The 19,197-nt window shown below is 69.9% G+C and carries 14 protein-coding genes and 1 pseudogene; 11 read left to right on the top strand and 4 right to left on the bottom strand.

What is annotated here, in order from left to right; translation table 11 throughout:
* Nucleotides 1–27 precede the first annotated feature (27 nt).
* From ACTWP8_RS05900 to serA, 4 genes are all read left to right on the top strand, one after another.
* Complete coding sequence (locus ACTWP8_RS05900; protein ID WP_443321206.1) at nt 28–1,905, top strand: acetolactate synthase large subunit; 1,878 nt, start codon at nt 28–30, stop codon at nt 1,903–1,905.
* 34 nt (nt 1,906–1,939) lie between these two features.
* The gene (gene ilvN / locus ACTWP8_RS05905) at nt 1,940–2,464 is read left to right on the top strand and encodes an acetolactate synthase small subunit (protein ID WP_365254674.1); all 525 of its coding nucleotides are present in this window, start codon (nt 1,940–1,942) and stop codon (nt 2,462–2,464) included.
* A 107-nt stretch (nt 2,465–2,571) separates the two neighbouring features.
* Nucleotides 2,572–3,570: a ketol-acid reductoisomerase gene (gene ilvC / locus ACTWP8_RS05910; protein WP_443321075.1), complete on the top strand. Its 999-nt coding sequence runs from the start codon at nt 2,572–2,574 to the stop codon at nt 3,568–3,570.
* A 252-nt stretch (nt 3,571–3,822) separates the two neighbouring features.
* Nucleotides 3,823–5,415 carry a phosphoglycerate dehydrogenase gene (gene serA / locus ACTWP8_RS05915; protein WP_443321076.1) on the top strand — a complete coding sequence of 531 codons (1,593 nt, stop codon included), beginning with the start codon at nt 3,823–3,825 and terminating at the stop codon, nt 5,413–5,415.
* 71 nt (nt 5,416–5,486) lie between these two features.
* Here serA and ACTWP8_RS05920 read toward each other — a convergent pair whose 3' ends face one another.
* The gene (locus ACTWP8_RS05920) at nt 5,487–6,782 is read right to left on the bottom strand and encodes a PucR family transcriptional regulator (RefSeq protein ID WP_443321207.1); all 1,296 of its coding nucleotides are present in this window, start codon (nt 6,780–6,782) and stop codon (nt 5,487–5,489) included.
* 193 nt (nt 6,783–6,975) lie between these two features.
* Here ACTWP8_RS05920 and ACTWP8_RS05925 point away from each other — a divergent pair, with 193 nt between their 5' ends.
* The 4 genes and pseudogenes from ACTWP8_RS05925 to ACTWP8_RS05940 all read left to right on the top strand — a co-directional run bounded on the left by ACTWP8_RS05925 (nt 6,976) and on the right by ACTWP8_RS05940 (nt 11,591).
* The gene (locus tag ACTWP8_RS05925) at nt 6,976–7,902 is read left to right on the top strand and encodes a proline dehydrogenase family protein (protein WP_443321077.1); all 927 of its coding nucleotides are present in this window, start codon (nt 6,976–6,978) and stop codon (nt 7,900–7,902) included.
* A gap of 100 nt (nt 7,903–8,002) precedes the next feature.
* Complete coding sequence (gene pruA / locus ACTWP8_RS05930; protein ID WP_443321078.1) at nt 8,003–9,634, top strand: L-glutamate gamma-semialdehyde dehydrogenase; 1,632 nt, start codon at nt 8,003–8,005, stop codon at nt 9,632–9,634.
* A gap of 241 nt (nt 9,635–9,875) precedes the next feature.
* Nucleotides 9,876–10,172: pseudogene (locus tag ACTWP8_RS05935) on the top strand (WXG100 family type VII secretion target); the annotation flags it as partial.
* 1,254 nt (nt 10,173–11,426) lie between these two features.
* The gene (locus ACTWP8_RS05940; RefSeq protein WP_443317898.1) at nt 11,427–11,591 is read left to right on the top strand and encodes a hypothetical protein; all 165 of its coding nucleotides are present in this window, start codon (nt 11,427–11,429) and stop codon (nt 11,589–11,591) included.
* Nucleotides 11,592–11,623: 32 nt separating this feature from the next.
* Here ACTWP8_RS05940 and ACTWP8_RS05945 read toward each other — a convergent pair whose 3' ends face one another.
* Nucleotides 11,624–13,222, bottom strand: a complete 1,599-nt coding sequence (locus ACTWP8_RS05945; RefSeq protein ID WP_443321079.1) for a purple acid phosphatase family protein — start codon at nt 13,220–13,222, stop codon at nt 11,624–11,626.
* Between the two features lie 129 nt (nt 13,223–13,351).
* Between ACTWP8_RS05945 and ACTWP8_RS05950 the strand changes: the two genes are divergently transcribed.
* Entirely contained in the window at nt 13,352–14,395 is a 1,044-nt protein-coding gene (locus ACTWP8_RS05950; RefSeq protein ID WP_443321080.1) for a 3-isopropylmalate dehydrogenase, read from the top strand.
* A 353-nt stretch (nt 14,396–14,748) separates the two neighbouring features.
* A complete protein-coding gene (locus ACTWP8_RS05955) occupies nt 14,749–15,852 on the top strand; it encodes a branched-chain amino acid aminotransferase (protein WP_443321081.1) in 1,104 nt (367 codons plus the stop codon).
* A gap of 79 nt (nt 15,853–15,931) precedes the next feature.
* Here ACTWP8_RS05955 and ACTWP8_RS05960 read toward each other — a convergent pair whose 3' ends face one another.
* Complete coding sequence (locus ACTWP8_RS05960) at nt 15,932–16,132, bottom strand: hypothetical protein (RefSeq protein ID WP_443321082.1); 201 nt, start codon at nt 16,130–16,132, stop codon at nt 15,932–15,934.
* Nucleotides 16,133–16,761: 629 nt separating this feature from the next.
* On the opposite strand from ACTWP8_RS05960, the gene cimA reads away from it, so the two are divergent.
* The gene (cimA, locus tag ACTWP8_RS05965) at nt 16,762–18,375 is read left to right on the top strand and encodes a citramalate synthase (RefSeq protein ID WP_443321083.1); all 1,614 of its coding nucleotides are present in this window, start codon (nt 16,762–16,764) and stop codon (nt 18,373–18,375) included.
* A gap of 70 nt (nt 18,376–18,445) precedes the next feature.
* On the opposite strand, the gene ACTWP8_RS05970 is transcribed toward cimA, so the two are convergent.
* On the bottom strand, nt 18,446–19,072 hold the full coding sequence (locus ACTWP8_RS05970; RefSeq protein WP_443321084.1) for a YceI family protein: 627 nt from the start codon (nt 19,070–19,072) through the stop codon (nt 18,446–18,448).
* Nucleotides 19,073–19,197: the final 125 nt, after the last annotated feature.

A 19,197-nucleotide genomic window follows, 5' to 3' on the forward strand; every position in this document is an offset into this window, starting at 1 on the left:
ACCCTCATCTTCGAGAAGAGTATGTCGATGACCGAGCAGGCCACCGGGGCCCACCATCCGCAGCCGCGGGCCCGTAGCGGCGGACAGCAGCCCGCCATCACCGAGCACGTCACGGGTGCGCAGTCCCTCATCCGGTCTCTCGAGGAAGTCGGCGCCGACACCGTATTCGGCATTCCGGGTGGCGCCATCCTCCCCGCGTACGACCCGCTGATGGACTCCTCGAAGGTCCGTCACATTCTGGTCCGGCATGAGCAGGGCGCAGGGCATGCGGCCACCGGTTACGCGCAGGCGACCGGCAAGGTCGGCGTGTGCATGGCCACTTCGGGGCCCGGCGCCACGAACCTGGTCACCCCGATCGCCGACGCCCACATGGACTCCGTCCCGCTGGTGGCGATCACCGGCCAGGTGGCCTCGAAGGCGATCGGTACGGACGCCTTCCAAGAGGCGGACATCTGCGGCATCACGATGCCGATCACCAAGCACAACTTCCTGGTCACCGACGCGGCGGAGATCCCGAAGACGATCGCGGAGGCGTTCCACATCGCGGCCAGCGGCCGCCCGGGGCCGGTGCTGGTGGACATCGCCAAGGACGCCCTGCAGGCGCGGACGACGTTCGTGTGGCCGCCGCAGACCGACCTGCCCGGCTACCGTCCGGTGACCAAGCCGCACGCCAAGCAGATCCGCGAGGCGGCCCGGCTGATCGCGGAGGCCAAGCGCCCGGTGCTGTATGTCGGCGGCGGCGTGCTCAAGGCGCGGGCCACCGCCGAGCTGAAGGTGCTGGCCGAGCTGACCGGCGCGCCGGTGACCACCACCCTGATGGCGCTGGGCGCCTTCCCCGACACCCACCCGCTGCACGTCGGCATGCCCGGGATGCACGGCTCGGTCACCGCGGTCACGGCGCTGCAGAAGGCCGACCTGATCGTGGCGCTCGGTGCCCGCTTCGACGACCGGGTGACCGGCAAGCTGGACTCCTTCGCCCCGTACGCCAAGATCGTGCACGCGGACATCGACCCGGCCGAGATCGGCAAGAACCGCGCCGCGGACGTTCCGATCGTCGGCGACGCACGCGAGGTCATCGCCGACCTCGTCGTCGCCGTCCAGGCGGAGCACGACGAGGGCCGCTCCGGGGACTACACCGAGTGGTGGGAGTCGCTGAACCGGTGGCGTACGACGTATCCGCTGGGCTACGACCAGCCGGAGGACGGAAGTCTGGCGCCGCAGCAAGTGATCCAGCGGATCGGCGAGCTGGCGCCGGAGAACACCATCTACGCGGCCGGGGTCGGGCAGCACCAGATGTGGGCCGCGCATTACATCGACTACCAGCAGCCGGGCACCTGGCTGAACTCCGGTGGCGCGGGGACGATGGGGTACGCGGTTCCGGCGGCGATGGGCGCCAAGGCCGGGGCCCCGGACCGTACGGTGTGGGCGATCGACGGTGACGGCTGCTTCCAGATGACCAACCAGGAGCTGGTCACCTGCGCGCTGAACAACATCCCGATCAAGGTCGCGATCATCAACAACGGTGCGCTGGGCATGGTCCGCCAGTGGCAGACCCTCTTCTACAACCAGCGCTACTCCAACACCGTCCTGCACTCAGGCCCCGCTGAGTCGAATAGCGGCTCCGCCGCGGGCTCCGGCAAGCAGCCCAGCGCGGGCACCCGCGTCCCCGACTTCGTCAAGCTGTCCGAGGCCATGGGCTGTGCGGCGCTGCGCTGCGAGGACCCGGCCGAGCTGGACAAGGTCATCGCGGAGGCCAACGCCATCAACGACCGCCCGGTCGTCGTGGACTTCATCGTCCACGAGGACGCCATGGTCTGGCCGATGGTCGCCGCCGGCACCTCCAACGACGAGGTCATGGCCGCCCGCGGCGTCCGCCCCGACTTCGGCGACAGCGAAGACGACTGAGACCCGGGACTTAGGAAGAGAGAACGAGCAGCCCATGTCCAAGCACACGCTCTCCGTCCTGGTGGAGAACAAGCCCGGTGTCCTCGCCCGGATCACCGCCCTGTTCTCCCGCCGCGGCTTCAACATCGACTCCCTCGCGGTCGGCACCACCGAGCACCCCGACATCTCCCGTATCACCATCGTCGTGAACGTCGAGTCGCTGCCGCTGGAGCAGGTCACCAAGCAGCTCAACAAGCTCGTCAACGTGCTGAAGATCGTCGAGCTCGAGCCGAGCGCGGCCGTTCAGCGGGAACTCGTCCTGGTGAAGGTCCGCGCCGACAACGAGACCCGCTCCCAGATCATCGAGATCGTCCAGCTGTTCCGCGCCAAGACCGTCGACGTGTCCCCGGAGGCCGTCACCATCGAGGCCACGGGCAGCAGCGACAAGCTCGACGCCATGCTGAGGATGCTGGAGCCGTACGGCATCAAGGAGCTGGTCCAGTCCGGCACGATCGCCATAGGGCGCGGCGCCCGCTCCATCACCGACCGTTCGCTGCGCGCGCTCGACCGGTCCGCGTGACGCGCACCGGGTGACGCGCGCCGATCCGCATAGCGAGACCCCGACCCCCCACCCCGCCCAACCGTCATACGGTGGGACGCACAACCCCAATCAAGGAGAAACCCGAAGTGGCCGAGCTCTTCTACGACGACGACGCCGACCTGTCCATCATCCAGGGCCGTAAGGTCGCGATTCTCGGCTACGGCAGCCAGGGCCACGCCCACGCGCTGTCGCTGCGCGACTCGGGTGTCGACGTGCGCGTCGGCCTCCCCGAGGGCTCCAAGTCGCGTGCGAAGGCCGAGGAGCAGGGCCTGCGTGTGACCACTCCGTCCGAGGCCGCCGCCGAAGCCGACGTGATCATGGTTCTGGTGCCGGACCCGATCCAGTCCCAGGTCTACGAGGAGTCCATCAAGGACAACCTGAAGGACGGCGACGCGCTGTTCTTCGGACACGGCTTCAACATCCGCTTCGGCTTCATCAAGCCCCCGGCCAACGTGGACGTCTGCATGGTGGCCCCGAAGGGCCCGGGCCACCTGGTCCGCCGCCAGTACGAGGAGGGCCGCGGCGTGCCGTGCATCGCGGCCGTCGAGCAGGACGCGTCCGGGAACGCCTTCGCGCTCGCGCTCTCCTACGCCAAGGGCATCGGCGGCACCCGCGCCGGCGTCATCAAGACCACCTTCACCGAAGAGACCGAGACCGACCTCTTCGGCGAGCAGGCGGTGCTGTGCGGCGGCGCCTCCGCCCTGGTCAAGGCGGGCTTCGAGACGCTGGTCGAGGCCGGCTACCAGCCGGAGATCGCGTACTTCGAGTGCCTCCACGAGCTCAAGCTGATCGTGGACCTCATGTACGAGGGCGGTCTTGAGAAGATGCGCTGGTCGATCTCGGAGACCGCCGAGTGGGGCGACTACGTCACCGGGCCGCGCATCATCACCGACCAGACCAAGGCCGAGATGAAGAAGGTCCTCACCGAGATCCAGGACGGCAGCTTCGCCCGCAAGTGGATGGAGGAGTACCACGCCGGTCTGCCGAAGTACAACGAGTACAAGAAGGCCGACGCCGACCACAAGCTGGAGACCACGGGCAAGGAGCTGCGCAAGCTCATGAGCTGGGTGAACGAGGAGGCGTAGGCAGTCATGCGCCGAGGGGCCGCGGTGTCGCGAGCGAGCGGGAACACCGCCGCGGCCCCTTGTCCACCGTGGCCAGCCACGACCGAGTGATCCTTACGCGGAGGCGCAAGACGCGCCCCTGTCCGCCGATACACTTCATGAACAAGCGCGTCAGGCTCACAGCGTCGTGCGTCTTCCACGCGGCTGCCCCCTTCACCGCCTGCGGCCGTCGGGACGGCCGTCCGCCAAGGACAAGTGAGGACTGAGGACCCCGTGAGCCCGAAACCCGTCGTACTCATCGCCGAAGAGCTGTCGCCCGCCACCGTCGACGCTCTCGGCCCCGACTTCGAGATCAGGCGCTGCAACGGCGCCGACCGAGCCGAGCTCATCCCCGCCATCGCCGAGGTCGACGCGATCCTCGTGCGCAGCGCCACCCAGGTCGACGCCGAGGCCATCGCCGCGGCGAAGAAGCTCAAGGTCGTCGCGCGAGCCGGGGTCGGGCTCGACAACGTCGACGTGTCCGCCGCCACCAAGGCCGGCGTGATGGTCGTGAACGCCCCGACCTCCAACATCGTCACCGCCGCCGAGCTGGCCTGCGGCCTGATCATCGCGTCGGCCCGCAACATCCCGCAGGCCAATGCCGCCCTCAAGGACGGCGAGTGGAAGCGCAGCAAGTACACCGGCGTGGAGCTGGCCGAGAAGACGCTGGGCGTCGTCGGCCTCGGCCGGATCGGCGTGCTGGTCGCCCAGCGGATGTCCGCCTTCGGCATGAAGATCGTCGCGTACGACCCGTACGTCCAGCCCGCGCGCGCCGCGCAGATGGGCGTCAAGCTCCTCTCCCTCGACGAGCTGCTCGAGGTCTCGGACTTCATCACCGTCCACCTCCCCAAGACCCCGGAGACGGTCGGCCTGATCGGCGACGAGGCGCTGCGCCGGGTCAAGCCCGAGGTGCGCATCGTCAACGCCGCGCGCGGCGGCATCGTGGACGAGGCCGCGCTGGCGAGTGCGCTGAAGGAGGGCCGGGTCGCGGGCGCGGGCCTGGACGTCTTCGCCAAGGAGCCGTGCACCGACTCTCCGCTCTTCGAGTTCGACAACGTGGTGGCCACCCCGCACCTGGGCGCCTCGACCGGCGAGGCCCAGGAGAAGGCGGGCATCGCGGTCGCCAAGTCCGTACGGCTGGCGCTTGCGGGCGAGCTCGTGCCGGACGCGGTCAACGTCCAGGGCGGCGTCATCGCCGAGGACGTCAAGCCCGGTCTGCCGCTCGCCGAGAACCTCGGGCGGATCTTCACCGCGCTGGCGGGCGAGGTCGCTGTCCGGCTCGACGTCGAGGTGTACGGCGAGATCACCCAGCACGACGTCAAGGTGCTCGAACTCTCCGCGCTGAAGGGCGTGTTCGAGGACGTCGTCGACGAGACCGTGTCGTACGTGAACGCGCCGCTGTTCGCGCAGGAGCGCGGAGTCGAGGTCCGGCTGACCACCAGCTCGGAGTCGCCCGACCACCGCAATGTGGTGACCGTGCGCGGCACCCTCGCCGACGGCGAGGAGGTCGCGGTCTCCGGCACCCTGGCCGGTCCCAAGCACATCCAGAAGATCGTCGCCGTGGGTGACTACGACGTGGACCTGGCGATGGCGGACCACCTGGTCTTCCTGCGCTACGCCGACCGGCCGGGCGTCGTCGGCACCGTCGGCCGCATCCTGGGCGAGGCGGGCCTCAACATCGCGGGTATGCAGGTGTCCCGCGCGGTTCCGGGCGGCGAGGCGCTGGTCGTCCTCACCGTGGATGACAGCGTTCCGGCGGCGGTTCTCACCGAGATCGCCGAGGAGATCGGCGCGACCTCGGCCCGCACGGTCAACCTGGAGAACTGACCGGCGGTCGGTCCTCAGCAGCGAGTACTGGTCCCGTTCCGCCTGACGCAGGCGGACCGGGCCCGTTCGCGTCAGAGGCGGGCGACCTTGAGGGCCATGTGGAGGAGCAGGCGGTCCTCGCCCTCGTTCAGGTCGAGGCCGGTGAGCTTCTCCACGCGCGACAAGCGGTAGTAGAGCGTCTGCCGGTGGATGCCGAGGGCTGCCGCCGCGCGGCTCGCCTGGCCCGCGCAGTCGAGGAAGACCTCCGCCGTGTGCGCCAGCTGAGCCTGGGCGGGTTCGAGGAGCGGGGCGCCGGCGGGGTCCGGCGGGGCGGCGGCGGGGAGCCGGGTGAGCGTACGGTACGGGCCGATCGCGGCCCATTCGGCGATCGCGCCCAGCCGGGGGTCGGCGCGCGCGGCGCGGGCCGCCGCCACCGCCTCACGCCACGCGGCGGGCAGGTCGTCCAGGCCGCGGCGTGGGCCGCTGATCCCCGCCGCGGCGCCCGGCGCACCTCCCTCCGCTCCGACGGGAGCGGCACGGACCGCCGCTGCCGCGAGGCCGCCGCCCGGGCGGGCTGCGGCCGGCTCCGCGCGTGGCGAGCGCAGCAGACGCTCCGCCGCCGTGAGCGCGGGTTCGAGAGCGGTCGCCGCGCGCAGCCGCACCAGCGCGGCAAGACCGTCCGCCGCCCCGCCGGGAACGGGCGCCACGCATATCGCCGCCACTCCTGGCTGCCCTGCGAGCGCCGAGCCGGGGCTGTCGGCGGCCGTGCCGGCGTCCTCGTCACCCCTCAGCCACGGCGCGACCGCGACCACCGCCAGCAGCCCGTCGGCAGATGCGCCGAGCGCGCCCCGCAGCCCGGCCACGGCTGCGTCCTGGCCACCCGGCGGGCCGGTCAGCAGCTCGCGCAGCAGCTCGCTCGCCTCGGCACCGGCCTGCGCCTCGGCAGCCAGCTGCGCCCCGATGCGGGCCGCGGTGTCCATCGCCTGGGCCAGCCGCGGATCGGGCGGTACGCCGGGGCCGCCGGTCTCGAGCCGCGACAGATGACCGTCGTCGAGCAGCCAGACGTATCCGTGCACGACGCCCGCATGGCGTACGGGCAGGCAGATCCTGCCCATGACCACACCGGCCGCAGGGTCGGGCGGAATGCGGACGGGGCCGGTGGCGCGGGCGATGCCGAAGGCCTCGAACCAGGCGCGCACGGCTGCGGTCGAGCGGCGGTGCAGGATCGAGCGCGTACGGACCGGGTCCATCGTCAGCTTGCTGTCGTCGTCCGTGACGCTGCCGTGCGCGCCGAAGGCGATCAGCCCGAAGTCGCGGTCCTCGAGGGTCGCCGGCGCGCGGAGCACCGCCGAGATCTCATCCACGAGCTGCTGGTAGTCGCCCCGCATCAAGTCGCTCCGCTCCTCCGCGATTCCGCCGTCGAGGCCATTCTCATACATCTGTCTGAGATCCGGGCCACGGATGCGTGACAGCTGTCGATGGCCGACGATCGGAGCGATCCTTAGGTTTCACGGTGGTTCTCCTTGCCGTCGCGGAGCAGTCCGCCATGCGGCCGTTTCATCCCCATCGTGGAGGTGCCCTGTGCTGGGTCCTGTGCTCCTCGCCGCCGCGCGCAGCGACAGCATTCGCCGTATGGTCTCGGCCGCGCCGGTCACCCGCCCCGTGGTGGAACGCTTCGTCGCCGGCGAGCGTCTCGACGAGACGATGGCGGTCGTGCGGTCGCTGACCGGCCGCGGCCTGGAGGTCACGCTCGACCACCTCGGCGAGGACGTCACCGACCCGGCCGAGGCGCTGCGCGCCCGCGACGCCTATCTCGCGCTCGCCGAGGCCCTCAAAGGCGAGGAACTGGGTGTACGCGCCGAGGTGTCGGTGAAGCTGTCGGCCTTCGGGCAGGCGCTGGCCGGCGGTCACGACCTGGCGCTGGCCCATGTGACCCCCGTCGTGGAGGCCGCGGCCGAGGCCGGGACGACCGTGACCCTCGACATGGAGGACCACACCACCGTCGACTCCACCCTGGCCATCCTCGCGGAGCTGCGGAAGCGGTTCCCGCAGACCGGTGCCGTCGTGCAGTCGTACCTCTTCCGCACCGAGGACGACTGCCGTGCCCTGGCCGGGGAAGGCTCGAGGGTGCGACTGGTGAAGGGCGCGTACAAGGAGCCCGCGTCCGTCGCCTACCAGGACAAACGCGAGGTCGACAAGGCGTACGTCCGCTGCCTGAAGATCCTCATGGCGGGCCGGGGCTACCCCATGATCGGCTCCCACGACCCGCGCATGGTGGCCATCGCGCAGGAGCTGGCCGGCCGCGTCGGCCGCAAGCCGGACGAGTACGAGTTCCAGATGCTGTACGGCATCCGCGAGGCCGAGCAGCTGCGGCTCGTGGCGGAAGGACACCGTATGCGGGTTTACGTCCCGTATGGCACAGACTGGTACGGGTACTTCATGCGGCGGCTGGCGGAGCGCCCGGCCAACCTCGCCTTCTTCCTCCGCTCGCTGGCCACCCGCGGCTGAGGCCCCAGGACTCCCGCCGAGTCCACGCCGACTCCGTCCCCGACTCCGTCCCCGACTCCGTCCCCACGACCTCGATCGATCGAAGGAGAGTACGGCCACCATGGACGCTGTGACCCAGGTCCCCGCGCCGGTGAACGAGCCGGTGCACACCTACGCACCCGGCAGCCCCGAACGGGCCCGGCTCGAGAAGAAGCTCAAGGAGCTCGCGGGCAACCAGCGTGAGCTGCCGATGACCATCGGCGGCCAGAAGCGGATGGGCGGCGGCGAGCGCTTCGACGTCGTGCAGCCGCACAACCACTCGGCCAAGCTCGGCACGTACGCCAACGCCACCCACCGGGACGCGCAGGACGCGATCGACGCGGCCCTGGCCGCCGCCCCGGCGTGGCGTGCCCTGTCGTTCGACGACCGCGCCGCGATCATCCTCAGGGCGGCCGAGCTGCTGTCGGGCCCGTGGCGCGAGACCCTGGCCGCCGCGACGATGCTGGGGCAGGGGAAGACCGTGCAGCAGGCCGAGATCGACGCCCCCTGCGAGCTGATCGACTTCTGGCGCTTCAACGTGCACTTCGCGCGCCAGATCCTGGCCGAGCAGCCGGTGACGAACTCCAAGGGCGTGTGGAACCGCACCGACCACCGCCCGCTGGAGGGCTTCGTCTACGCGATCACGCCCTTCAACTTCAGCGCCATCGCGGGCAACCTCCCGACCGCGCCCGCCCTGATGGGCAACGTGGTCGTCTGGAAGCCGTCCCCGACCCAGACCCTCGCCGCCGTGCTGCTCATGGAGCTGCTGGAGGAGGCCGGGCTGCCGAAGGGCGTCATCAACCTGGTGACCGGTGATGGCAAGGAGGTCTCCGAGGTCGCGCTCGAGCACCCGGACCTGGCCGGTATCCACTTCACCGGCTCGACCAGGACCTTCCAGTACCTGTGGAAGACGGTCGGCAACAACATCGAGAAGTACAAGACGTACCCGCGCCTCGTCGGCGAGACGGGCGGCAAGGACTTCATCGTCGCCCATCCGTCGGCCGATCCGGCGGTCCTGAAGACGGCGATGACCCGCGGCGCCTTCGAGTACCAGGGCCAGAAGTGCTCGGCGGCCTCGCGCGCGTACGTCCCGCGCTCCCTGTGGGAGGGCGGTCTGAAGGAGGAGTTCGCGGCCGAGGTCGACTCGCTCCCCATGGGCGATGTCACCGACCTCTCGAACTTCATGGGCGCCGTCATCGACGAGCGCGCCTTCGCCAAGAACAAGGCGGCGATCGACCGGGCCAAGTCCGACCCGACGGTCGAGATCGTGGCGGGCGGCACGTACGACGACAGCGAGGGCTGGTTCATCCGCCCGACCGTCCTCGTCTCCACGGACCCGGACAACGAGATCTTCACGACCGAGTACTTCGGCCCGATCCTCGGAGTCCACGTCTACGACGACGAGAACTACGAGGAGCTGCTCCAGCAGATGGAGTCCGCCGCGCCGTACGGCCTGACCGGCTGCGTCATCGCCCAGGACCGAGCGGCCGCCGCGCACACCAGCGAGGTGCTGCGCTTCGCGGCGGGCAACTTCTACATCAACGACAAGCCGACGGGCGCCGTCGTCGGCCAGCAGCCCTTCGGCGGCGGACGTGCCTCCGGTACGAACGACAAGGCGGGCTCCAAGCAGAACCTGATGCGCTGGACCTCCACCCGCTCCATCAAGGAAACCCTGGTCCCCCCGACGGACTACCGCTACCCGCACATGGGCTGACTCCCTGGGCATAGCCCACGCGCCTGCCCTGACACACCCCCGCCCCCGCCCGTTCCCCTCCGGGCGGGGGCGGTTGTTCATGTTGTCGTCCGTGGTGAGCACGGGCCACCAAGTCTGTTCTGTCAACGGTTTGTTGACCCTGCTCCTGCGATAGGTTCGTACGGCATACGTGGTGTGGCTGCGGCTGTGACGGGGATTGTTCGGGGTGGGGTAGCGGCCGACGAATTGGCATGTCCTTGACCTGGATTCCGCTCCGGTTCCGGGGGATCCGGAGCGGGTCAAGGGTCTGGCGCGCAGACTGCATGCGTTCGCCGACGATGTCGGGGACGCGCTGCGGCAGATCAAGGGCATGGCCGAGGATGACGCGCTGCTGAAGTGGGCGGGCAAGTCGGCTGTCGCTTTCACGTCCGAGTTCGAGGACGTTCCGAAGAACTTGCGGAAGCTGAAGAAGTCCTACGACTTGGCCGGGGACGCTTTGGCGGCGTACTGGCCGGAGTTGGAGAAGGCGCAGGACGATTCGAAGCGGGCGCTGGAGAAGGCGAATCCAGAAGCTGCCGCCCGCGATGGATTCGGCCGAAGGATCTGACAGGGAGCATTCCATGGCACTGTCGTTTCACGCATCACTGATCGGTAGCTCGCGGGGGGTGCATCTGTACCGCGTCGTTCTGGACGGGGAAGGGGGCTCACACCTAATCCTTCGGGAGGTCGGCCAGGAGATACTCTCGGCAAGCGCTTCTGGGGAGCCCAACGGGGGAATGAGGATGACCCTCCAGGATGGGAACGTGGAGTCCCCGGCCGAAGAAGAGGGGCGAGAGGAATTCGCGCTTGTCTCCACTCATATTCGGTCCCAATGGCTTAAGACGGGTACACCTCCCACGGAGGTCAGGAAGTTCTTCGGCTGAGCTGTCGGCTCGAGGAAATGCAGCTCGCACCCGGCTTGCCGTGCCGTCTGGCCCACGTTGCCAGGTTGACCGTCTGCTTTGCCCCGCGGCGGAAGTTCGACTTCGGTGTTGGGCACGCGGATTCGGCTTTGCCAGGCGGTTCCCGGACGGTCGGCGCGGATGTCGGCAAGACATCCGTGTGCAGGCCCACTGCGCCAGAATGCGGCTCGGCGGTGAAGACCGGTCGAGCAGCGCCTGCTCTGCCCGGAGCGCCCACCCCTATATGTGTTGTTCCGCTCGACAGCGGTACCAGGTTCGCAAATTCACTCTGAAACCAAGCCCCCATGGATAGTGTCACTTCACCTGAAGTCGCGCTTGCCCACCGGGAGTTGACTGGGAACCGCCGCCCTCGCTCGTTGCTGCTGCTCTTGCCGTCTCCGCGACGCTGCTCCAGACCGCCTGCAGTCGCAGCGAAGAACTGCAGCGGCGAAGGCGCCGGCCCCGTGGCCCCGGTCGGCGACTGGCCACCGCGCTCCACTGGCCTGAAGGGCAGCTGCTCCCCGGGCAGCTTCGGGGCCACCACCGGCGTCACCGTCCAGGAGATCCAGGCGATCAACCGCTGACACCGTCGGCGCCGAGGGCCTGTCCGCGCAATGCGGGCGGGCCCATCCGTGTGATCCGTGCCGCCGCCGTCTCAGATAGTAGGAAGTCCGAGTAATTGTGCAGACAGCCGCGCCCGGCTGTCCTAACTTTGTAGGAGCCGAACGTCTCGCTCGATCCAGCGATCGGCGGGTGAGGGCCGGCGCTCCTTCGCAGGTGATCCCTGTTGCGCCCTGGCTCCCCGCCTCTCCGGCCACCTCCCACGCACTCTCGGGGATCTTCTTCGCTCTGGTTATTGGAGACGTGCACCCATGAACGAGACCACCCGCAAGCTCCGCCACCGCGCAGCCCTCCCCCATGGCCTTAGGGGCATGGGCGTTACCCCCATCGCCGACAGCGTCGCCCGCAAGAACGCCGCCGCCGCCCTCCAGCGGGCGCTCGACCGGCGGGACAACGGCGGCGCCACCGGGCACTGACCCCGGCCGCGGCCGAGGTGTCAGCGTCCGCGTTACGACGTACCGCGGACGATCTGGAACGCGTCGATGCGCTCGCCGTTCTCCGCCAGCGCCGTGACCTTCAGCTTCGGTTGCGCCCCTGGCTCCGCCTCCACCGCGAGGAACGAGAACCCGGTGTAGCGGACTCGCGACCACTCCACCGTGTCCGGGTCCGGCAGGCGCGGCTTCGTCCAGTGGAAGGTCAGGATGTGGTCGTGGTCGTGGACATGGCCCTCGTAGCTGTCCTTCACGCCCACACCGAAACTGTAGAGATCCTTGCCCGCGCCGCCCGCCGTCACGTAGACGATGCCGTCGCGCTTCGGGTCCGTCGTCGTACCGATCGGCACGGGGTTGCCGACCTCGCCGCCCTTGATCGCGTCGGTGCGCTCGTAGACGTGGTTGTGGCCGTTGATCACCAGGTCGACCTGGTGCTTCTCGAAGAGACCGACCCAGGCGTCCCGCACGCCGCCGTCCGAGGCGTGCGTGCTCGTCGAGTATGCGCAGTGGTGGAAGAAGACCACGATGAAGTCGATCCCCGGGTCGGCCCGCAGCGCGCGCAGGCGCTTGTCGAGCCACGCCGTCTGCTTGCCGTTCGTGTAGCCCTGGTTCGCCGGGATCTCGTACGAGACGTCGTTGGCGTCGAGCGCGACCACGCCCACGTTCCCGTACGTGAAGGAGTAGACGCCCGGGGCCTGCGCGGCGTCGGGGCCGTTCTCCGGGAGGGACCAGCGGGCGGACTGGCCGCCGTAGCCGTTGGGGGAGTACCACGCCTCCATGTCGTGGTTGCCGGTGGTCACCATCCACGGCACGCTCGCTGCCACCGACTCCGTCTGCGCCAGGAACTGGTCCCACACGCGGGCGTCGTAGGTGTCCGACTCCTCGCCGTGGCCGGAGGAGTCCGCGTAGCAGATGTCCCCCGCATGCAGGTGGAAGGACGGGTTCTGACCCAGGATCAACTGGTCGTTGCCGAGCGCGTCGTAGCTCACGCCCTGATCGCCGAAGGCCGTGAAGACGAACTTCTCCGCGCCTGCCGGGGCCGTGCGGAAGGAGCCGATCGTGGACAGCCGGCTCGCCTCGGCCGGGTCGAAGCCGTCGTGCCCGACGCCGTAGTAGTACATCGTCCCCGGGCGCAGGCCGTCCAGCGCGGCGTGCAGGTAGTACTGGTCCACGGCCGGGAGCTTCTTCGACAGCGAGGGCGTGTGCAGATCGCGCACCTCCGCCTCGATCTTCCGGCTGAGCTCCCAGGGCTTCAGCCCCACACGCACGTACGGCCGCCTGACCGCGAACGGCACCTGCCAGGAGATCCGCATCTGGGTCTTCGGGTCGGCGCCGAAGGCCAGATGACGGCCGAAGGGGGCGACCAGCGAGCCGTCGACCTCGGCGGTCGCGGGGGCGGTGACCAGGGTGGGCGCGCCCGCGCTCGCGGTGCTCGCCGAGCCTGCCAGCACGCCGATGCCGCCGGCCGCGCCCGCCGTCGCGACTCCCCCGATCAGCGCGCTGCGGCGGGACACCTTGCGGTGCGACACCTTCGTGCGCAGGTACTCGTGCTGCTCCGGCATGCTCATCCGGCGCTGCAGGTGCTCCGGAATCCCGACGCGTGGGGTATCAGTCATGCCGAATAACTTGCCAGTAACTTCCAACTCCCCGCCATACAGCGGGTGAACTGGAGTCGACCGGAGCGTCACCTGTCCGGATGGCGGACATGACGTGTCGATCGATGGGACGAAGAGTAGGGTGCGACCATGTCTCGCAGCATCGATCTCGCAGTGATCCCCGGTGACGGCATCGGCCAGGAAGTCGTGGCCCAGGGCCTCAAGGTCCTCTCCGCCGTCCTCCCGCAGGATGTGAAGCTGGAGACCAGGAAGTACGACCTGGGCGCCCGGCGCTGGCACGCGACCGGCGAGACCCTTCCGGACGCGGAGCTGGAGTCCCTCAAGCAGCACGACGCCATCCTGCTCGGCGCGATCGGCGACCCGTCCGTGCCGTCCGGCGTGCTCGAGCGCGGGCTGCTGCTCAAACTCCGGTTCGCCTTCGACCACTTCATCAACCTGCGCCCGTCGAAGCTGTTCCCCAGCACGGCGACGCCGCTGGCCGGCCGCCCCGACATCGACTTCGTCGTCGTCCGCGAGGGCACCGAGGGCCCGTACGTGGGCAACGGCGGCTCGCTGCGCACCGGCACGCCCGCCGAGGTGGCCACCGAGGTCAGCCTCAACACCGCGTACGGCGTGGAGCGGGTGGTCCGGGACGCGTACGAGCGGGCGAAGGCGCGGCCGCGCAAAAAGCTGACGCTCGTGCACAAGAACAACGTCCTCGTGCACGCGGGCCACCTCTGGAAGCGGATCTTCGACAAGGTCGGCGAGGAGTACCCCGAGGTCACCACCGACTATCTGCACGTGGACGCGGCGACGATCTTCTTCGTCACGCAGCCCGAGCGGTTCGATGTGATCGTCACCGACAACCTCTTCGGCGACATCCTCACCGACCTCGCCGCGGCCGTCACCGGTGGCATCGGCCTCGCGGCCTCCGGCAACATCAACCCCACCCGCGCCTTCCCGTCGATGTTCGAGCCGGTCCACGGCTCCGCGCCGGACATCGCGGGCCAGGGCAAGGCCGACCCGACGGCGACGATCCTCTCCGTCGCGCTGCTGCTCGAGCACCTCGGGTACGCGGACGAGGCCGCCCGTATCGAGGCCGCCGTCGCCGCGGACCTCGCCGACCGGGACTCCGCGAAGCCGCGGACCACCGACGAGATCGGCGACGCGCTCGCCGCCCGAGTATCCGGCTGATCAGCCGGGAGCCCGCCGCTCACCGGCCCTCGTCCCTCTCCCGGGACGGGGGCCGCTGTGCGGTCTCGTACACGCGCCAGCCCACCCGGCCGGTCAGTGACTCACCTCTATACCTCGCGGCTGACGGCCCGGCCCGCTGACAACGGCGGTGCCGGGTGCCACCATCGACCCAGGGCCGCGCTGCCGAGCCCGCCGAGGCCCCTGTTTCTCCCCTGCGGCACGATTCGCGATAATCGGACGAGGGCCGCACCTCGGGGGGAAGCTCGGACGTCCTAGCATCGCCGGAGGCGAATCGCTACGGCGCAGGCGACGCGAGCGGTCCGCCACGATCTCACGGTGAAGGACACGCAGACATGACGACCCCCTCGATCGAGCTCAAGCCATCCTCGCACCCGCTCTCCGGTGACGAGCGGGAAGCGATCCTGGCCAACCCCGGCTTCGGCCGCCACTTCACCGACAACATGGTGACGATCAAGTGGACGGAGGGGCGCGGCTGGCACGACGCCCAGCTCGTGCCGTACGCCCCGATCTCGATCGACCCGGCCAACATGACGCTGCACTACGCGCAGACGATCTTCGAGGGGCTCAAGGCGTACCGCCAGCCCGACGGCAGCGTCGCCACCTTCCGGCCCGAGGAGAACGCCAAGCGCTTCCAGGCGTCGGCCCGCCGTCTCGCCATGCCCGAGCTGCCCGTCGAGACCTTCATCGCCGCCTGCGACGCGCTGGTCACGCAGGACAGGGCGTGGGTGCCGAGCGAGGGCGAGCAGTCGCTCTACCTGCGGCCGTTCCTGTTCGCCACCGAGGTCGGGCTCGGCGTCCGGCCCTCCAACGAGTACCTCTTCATGGTCATCGCCTCGCCCGCCGGCGCGTACTTCCCCGGCGGCGTGAAGCCGGTCTCCGTCTGGCTGTCCGAGGAGTATGTGCGGGCCGCGCCCGGCGGCACCGGCGCGGCGAAGGCGGGCGGCAACTACGCGGCCTCCCTGGTCGCCCAGGCCCAGGCCGCCGAGCACGGCTGCGACCAGGTGGTCTGGCTGGACGCGATCGAGCGCCGCTGGATCGAGGAAATGGGCGGCATGAACCTGTACTTCGTGTACGGGGAGGAGGACGGCAGGCAGCGGATCGTCACGCCTGAGCTGTCCGGCTCGCTGCTGCCCGGCATCACCCGCGCCTCGCTGCTGCAGATCGCCGCCGACCTGGGCTACGAGGTCTCCGAGGGCCGTATCTCGGTGGAGGAGTGGCGGGAGGGCAACGCGGACGGTTCGCTGACCGAGGTGTTCGCATGCGGTACGGCGGCCGTGATCACCCCGGTCGGCTCGGTGAAGTCGACCCGCGCGAACTGGACGGTGGGCGACGGGCAGCCGGGCGAGGTCACGATGAGGCTCCGCAAGGCGCTGCTGGACATCCAGATGGGCCTGGCCCCGGACACCCACGGCTGGATGCACCCCCTGGGCGGTTGACCGGGCCGTTGACGCTCCGCTGAGGAAAGCGGGTTGAAGGGCGCACCCGACGATCGTCGGGTGCGCCCTTCTGCGTACGTCACGCCGTACGGACCGGATCGCGGAAGGGGCCGCCGAGCTGTCCGCTTCGAGCGCAGAGACCAGGCGGGGTGCCCGCCGTCAGGGCGGTGTACGCGACACGGTCTGCGAGGCGGCCCGCCGGGGCGACTGAGCAGGCGCCCGGGTGCTCGGCTCCGAGGACGTGCTGTCTGGTGTCGCGGACGTGGTCACCGAGGTGCATGTGGAGGCGGTCTGCCAGGGAGGAGGCGCTGCACCGCGGCGCCGCCTGCGGCTACCTCGGCGTGCCGGGTGCACCTGGCGCACCTGGCGTACGGCCAGGAGGCGTACAGGCGAAGGGAGTTCACCCCGTGGGCGTTCAGGCGGAGGAGGAGGCGGTGTGACCGTCAGTGATCCGCGCGAGTACGCCGCGGCGCACGGGCCGCGCGCCCGCGGTGTGACCGCGGGAGCCACCGGGGGGAACGAGGAAGTAGTGTTCGGTCCCGCTCGCCCCCCCCGCAAGCGCCGGCCCCCGTCGCCGCTGATTCCCGGCGCCGCGCCCACATCGTGAGACCTTGCCCCGCTCGCAGCCGTTCCGTGCAAGACTGCCCCCGTGCTCTCGTTCGCCATGATTATTGGCAGGGCGCGCCGGTCCGCAGTGACCGCCCCGTAGGACCAGCTTCGGAGCGGGCACCGTGTCCCAAGACCCGCGCGCAGACCTCTCGCACCCGCGAGGGGTTTTTTCGTTTCCCGGCCCACTCACGCCGGACGCGGAGCGCAGGGGGATCATTGAGGGACGGTGGAGCCGGATTCCCCCGGCGTTCGGCTTGGGGAACCCCAGGTAGACCGAGATCCAACAGGAGTCAGATCAGCATGACGGACGCAACCGGTCCCTCTTCCCCCGGGGACGACTTCCACGTCTTCGACACCACGCTGCGCGACGGCGCGCAGCGTGAGGGCATCAACCTCACCGTCGCGGACAAGCTGACCATCGCCCGGCACCTGGACGACTTCGGCGTCGGTTTCATCGAGGGCGGCTGGCCCGGCGCGAACCCCCGGGACACCGAGTTCTTCACCCGCGCCCAGACCGAGATCGACTTCAAACACGCCCAGCTGGTCGCCTTCGGCTCGACGAGGCGGGCAGGCGTGGCGGCCGCCGACGACCCGCAGGTGCAGGCGCTGCTCGACTCCGGCGCCCCGGTGATCACGCTGGTCGCCAAGTCGCACGACCGCCATGTGGAGCTGGCCCTGCGGACCACGCTCGAGGAGAACCTCGCGATGGTGCGCGACACCGTCTCCTACCTCCGCTCCCAGGGCCGCCGCGTCTTCGTCGACTGCGAGCACTTCTTCGACGGCTACCGGGCGAATCCGGGATACGCCAAGGAGGTCGTGCGCACCGCATCCGAGGCCGGTGCGGACGTGGTGGTGCTGTGCGACACCAACGGCGGCATGCTGCCCGCCCAGGTCCAGGCCGTCGTCGGGACCGTACTGGCCGACACCGGCGCCCGGATCGGCATCCACGCCCAGGACGACACCGGCTGCGCCGTCGCCAACACGCTCGCGGCCGTCGACGCCGGCGCCACGCACGTCCAGTGCACGGCCAACGGCTACGGCGAGCGGGTGGGCAACGCCAACCTCTTCCCGGTCGTCGCCGCGCTCCAGCTGAAGTACGGGCGCCAGGTGCTGCCCGCGGGCGCGCTGGAGGAGATGACCCGGATCTCACACGCCATCGCCGAGGTCGTCAACCTCACCCCGTCCACCCACCAGCCGTACGTCGGGGTCTCCGCCTTCGCCCACAAGGCCGGGCTGCACGCCTCCGCCATCAAGGTCGACCCGGACCTGTACCAGCACATCGACCCCGAACTGGTCGGCAACACCATGCGGATGCTGGTCTCGGACATGGCCGGCCGCGCCTCCGTCGAGCTCAAGGGCAAGGAGCTCGGCATCGATCTGGGCGGGGACCGGGAGCTGGTCGGGCGGGTCGTCGAGCGGGTCAAGGAGCGTGAGCTCGCGGGCTACACGTACGAGGCCGCCGACGCCTCCTTCGAACTTCTGCTCCGCGAGGAGGTCGAGGGCCGGGCCCGGCGCTACTTCCGGATCGAGTCCTGGCGGGGGATCGTCGAGACCCGCCCGGACGGCACGCACGCCAACGAGGCCACGGTGAAGCTGTGGGCGAAGGGTGAGCGGATCGTCGCCACCGCGGAGGGAAACGGCCCGGTGAACGCCCTCGACCGGGCGCTGCGGGTGGGGCTGGAGCGGATCTATCCGCAGCTGGCCAATATGGAGCTGGTGGACTACAAGGTCCGCATCCTCGAGGGCACGCACGGCACGGAGTCCACCACCCGCGTGCTGGTCTCCACGAGCGACGGCGCCGGCGAGTGGTCGACGGTCGGTGTGGCGGCCAACGTCATCGCCGCGTCCTGGCAGGCGCTGGAGGACGCGTACACCTACGGGCTGCTCCGCGCGGGAGTCGAGCCGCAGGAGTAAGTCGTACGAGGAGGTCTCAAGGCCGCCACGCGGCCTTGAGACCTACGGACTTCGGGCTCGCGGCCCGCGTTCACGCAGCCTGCGGCGCGGACTTGATCGCGGAGATGTCGAAGGCGAGCTTGACCTTGTCGCTGACCATGACGCCACCGGTCTCCAGGGCAGCGTTCCAGGTCAGGCCCCAGTCGGAGCGGAGGATCTCGGCGCGGCCCTCGAAGCCGACGCGCTCGTTGCCGTAGACGTCGGTGGCGGAGCCGTTGAACTCCAGGTCGATGGTGACCGGGCGGGTCACGTCCTTGATCGTCAGGTCGCCGGTGATCCGGTATTCGTCGCCGCCCGCGTGCTCCGCGGCGGTCGAGCGGAAGGTCATCAGCGGGAACTTCTCGGCGTCGAAGAAGTCGCCGCTCCGCAGGTGGCCGTCGCGGTCCTCGATGCCGGTGTCGACGCTGGCGATGCGCACGTCGAGGGAGGCGCCGGAGCGGGACGGGTCGCTGCCGTCGAGCCGGAGCGTGCCGTCGTAGTCGCCGAAGGCGCCACGGACGTTGGTGACCATGGCGTGGCGCACCGTGAAGCCGATGCTGCTGTGGGCCGGGTCGATGGTGTAGTCGCCGGTCAGGGCGGCGAGGGCCGACTCCGCGTCGCCTGCGGCGGGGGTGGCGGCGGCGGGGGCGTCATCGCGCTTGCGGTTGAACAGAGCCATGAGATTCTCCAGTGCCAGTTTTTGAACCTTCAACGAAACGCCTACTCTAGGGGCGTGTCGTTCAAGATTCAACATCTAGAGTGGGCAGGGATATTCCTTGGCCGCCGGAGGCGCGAAACCGGACC

The sequence above is a fragment of the Streptomyces sp. 7N604 genome (assembly GCF_052245475.1).
GTDB lineage: Bacteria > Actinomycetota > Actinomycetes > Streptomycetales > Streptomycetaceae > Streptomyces.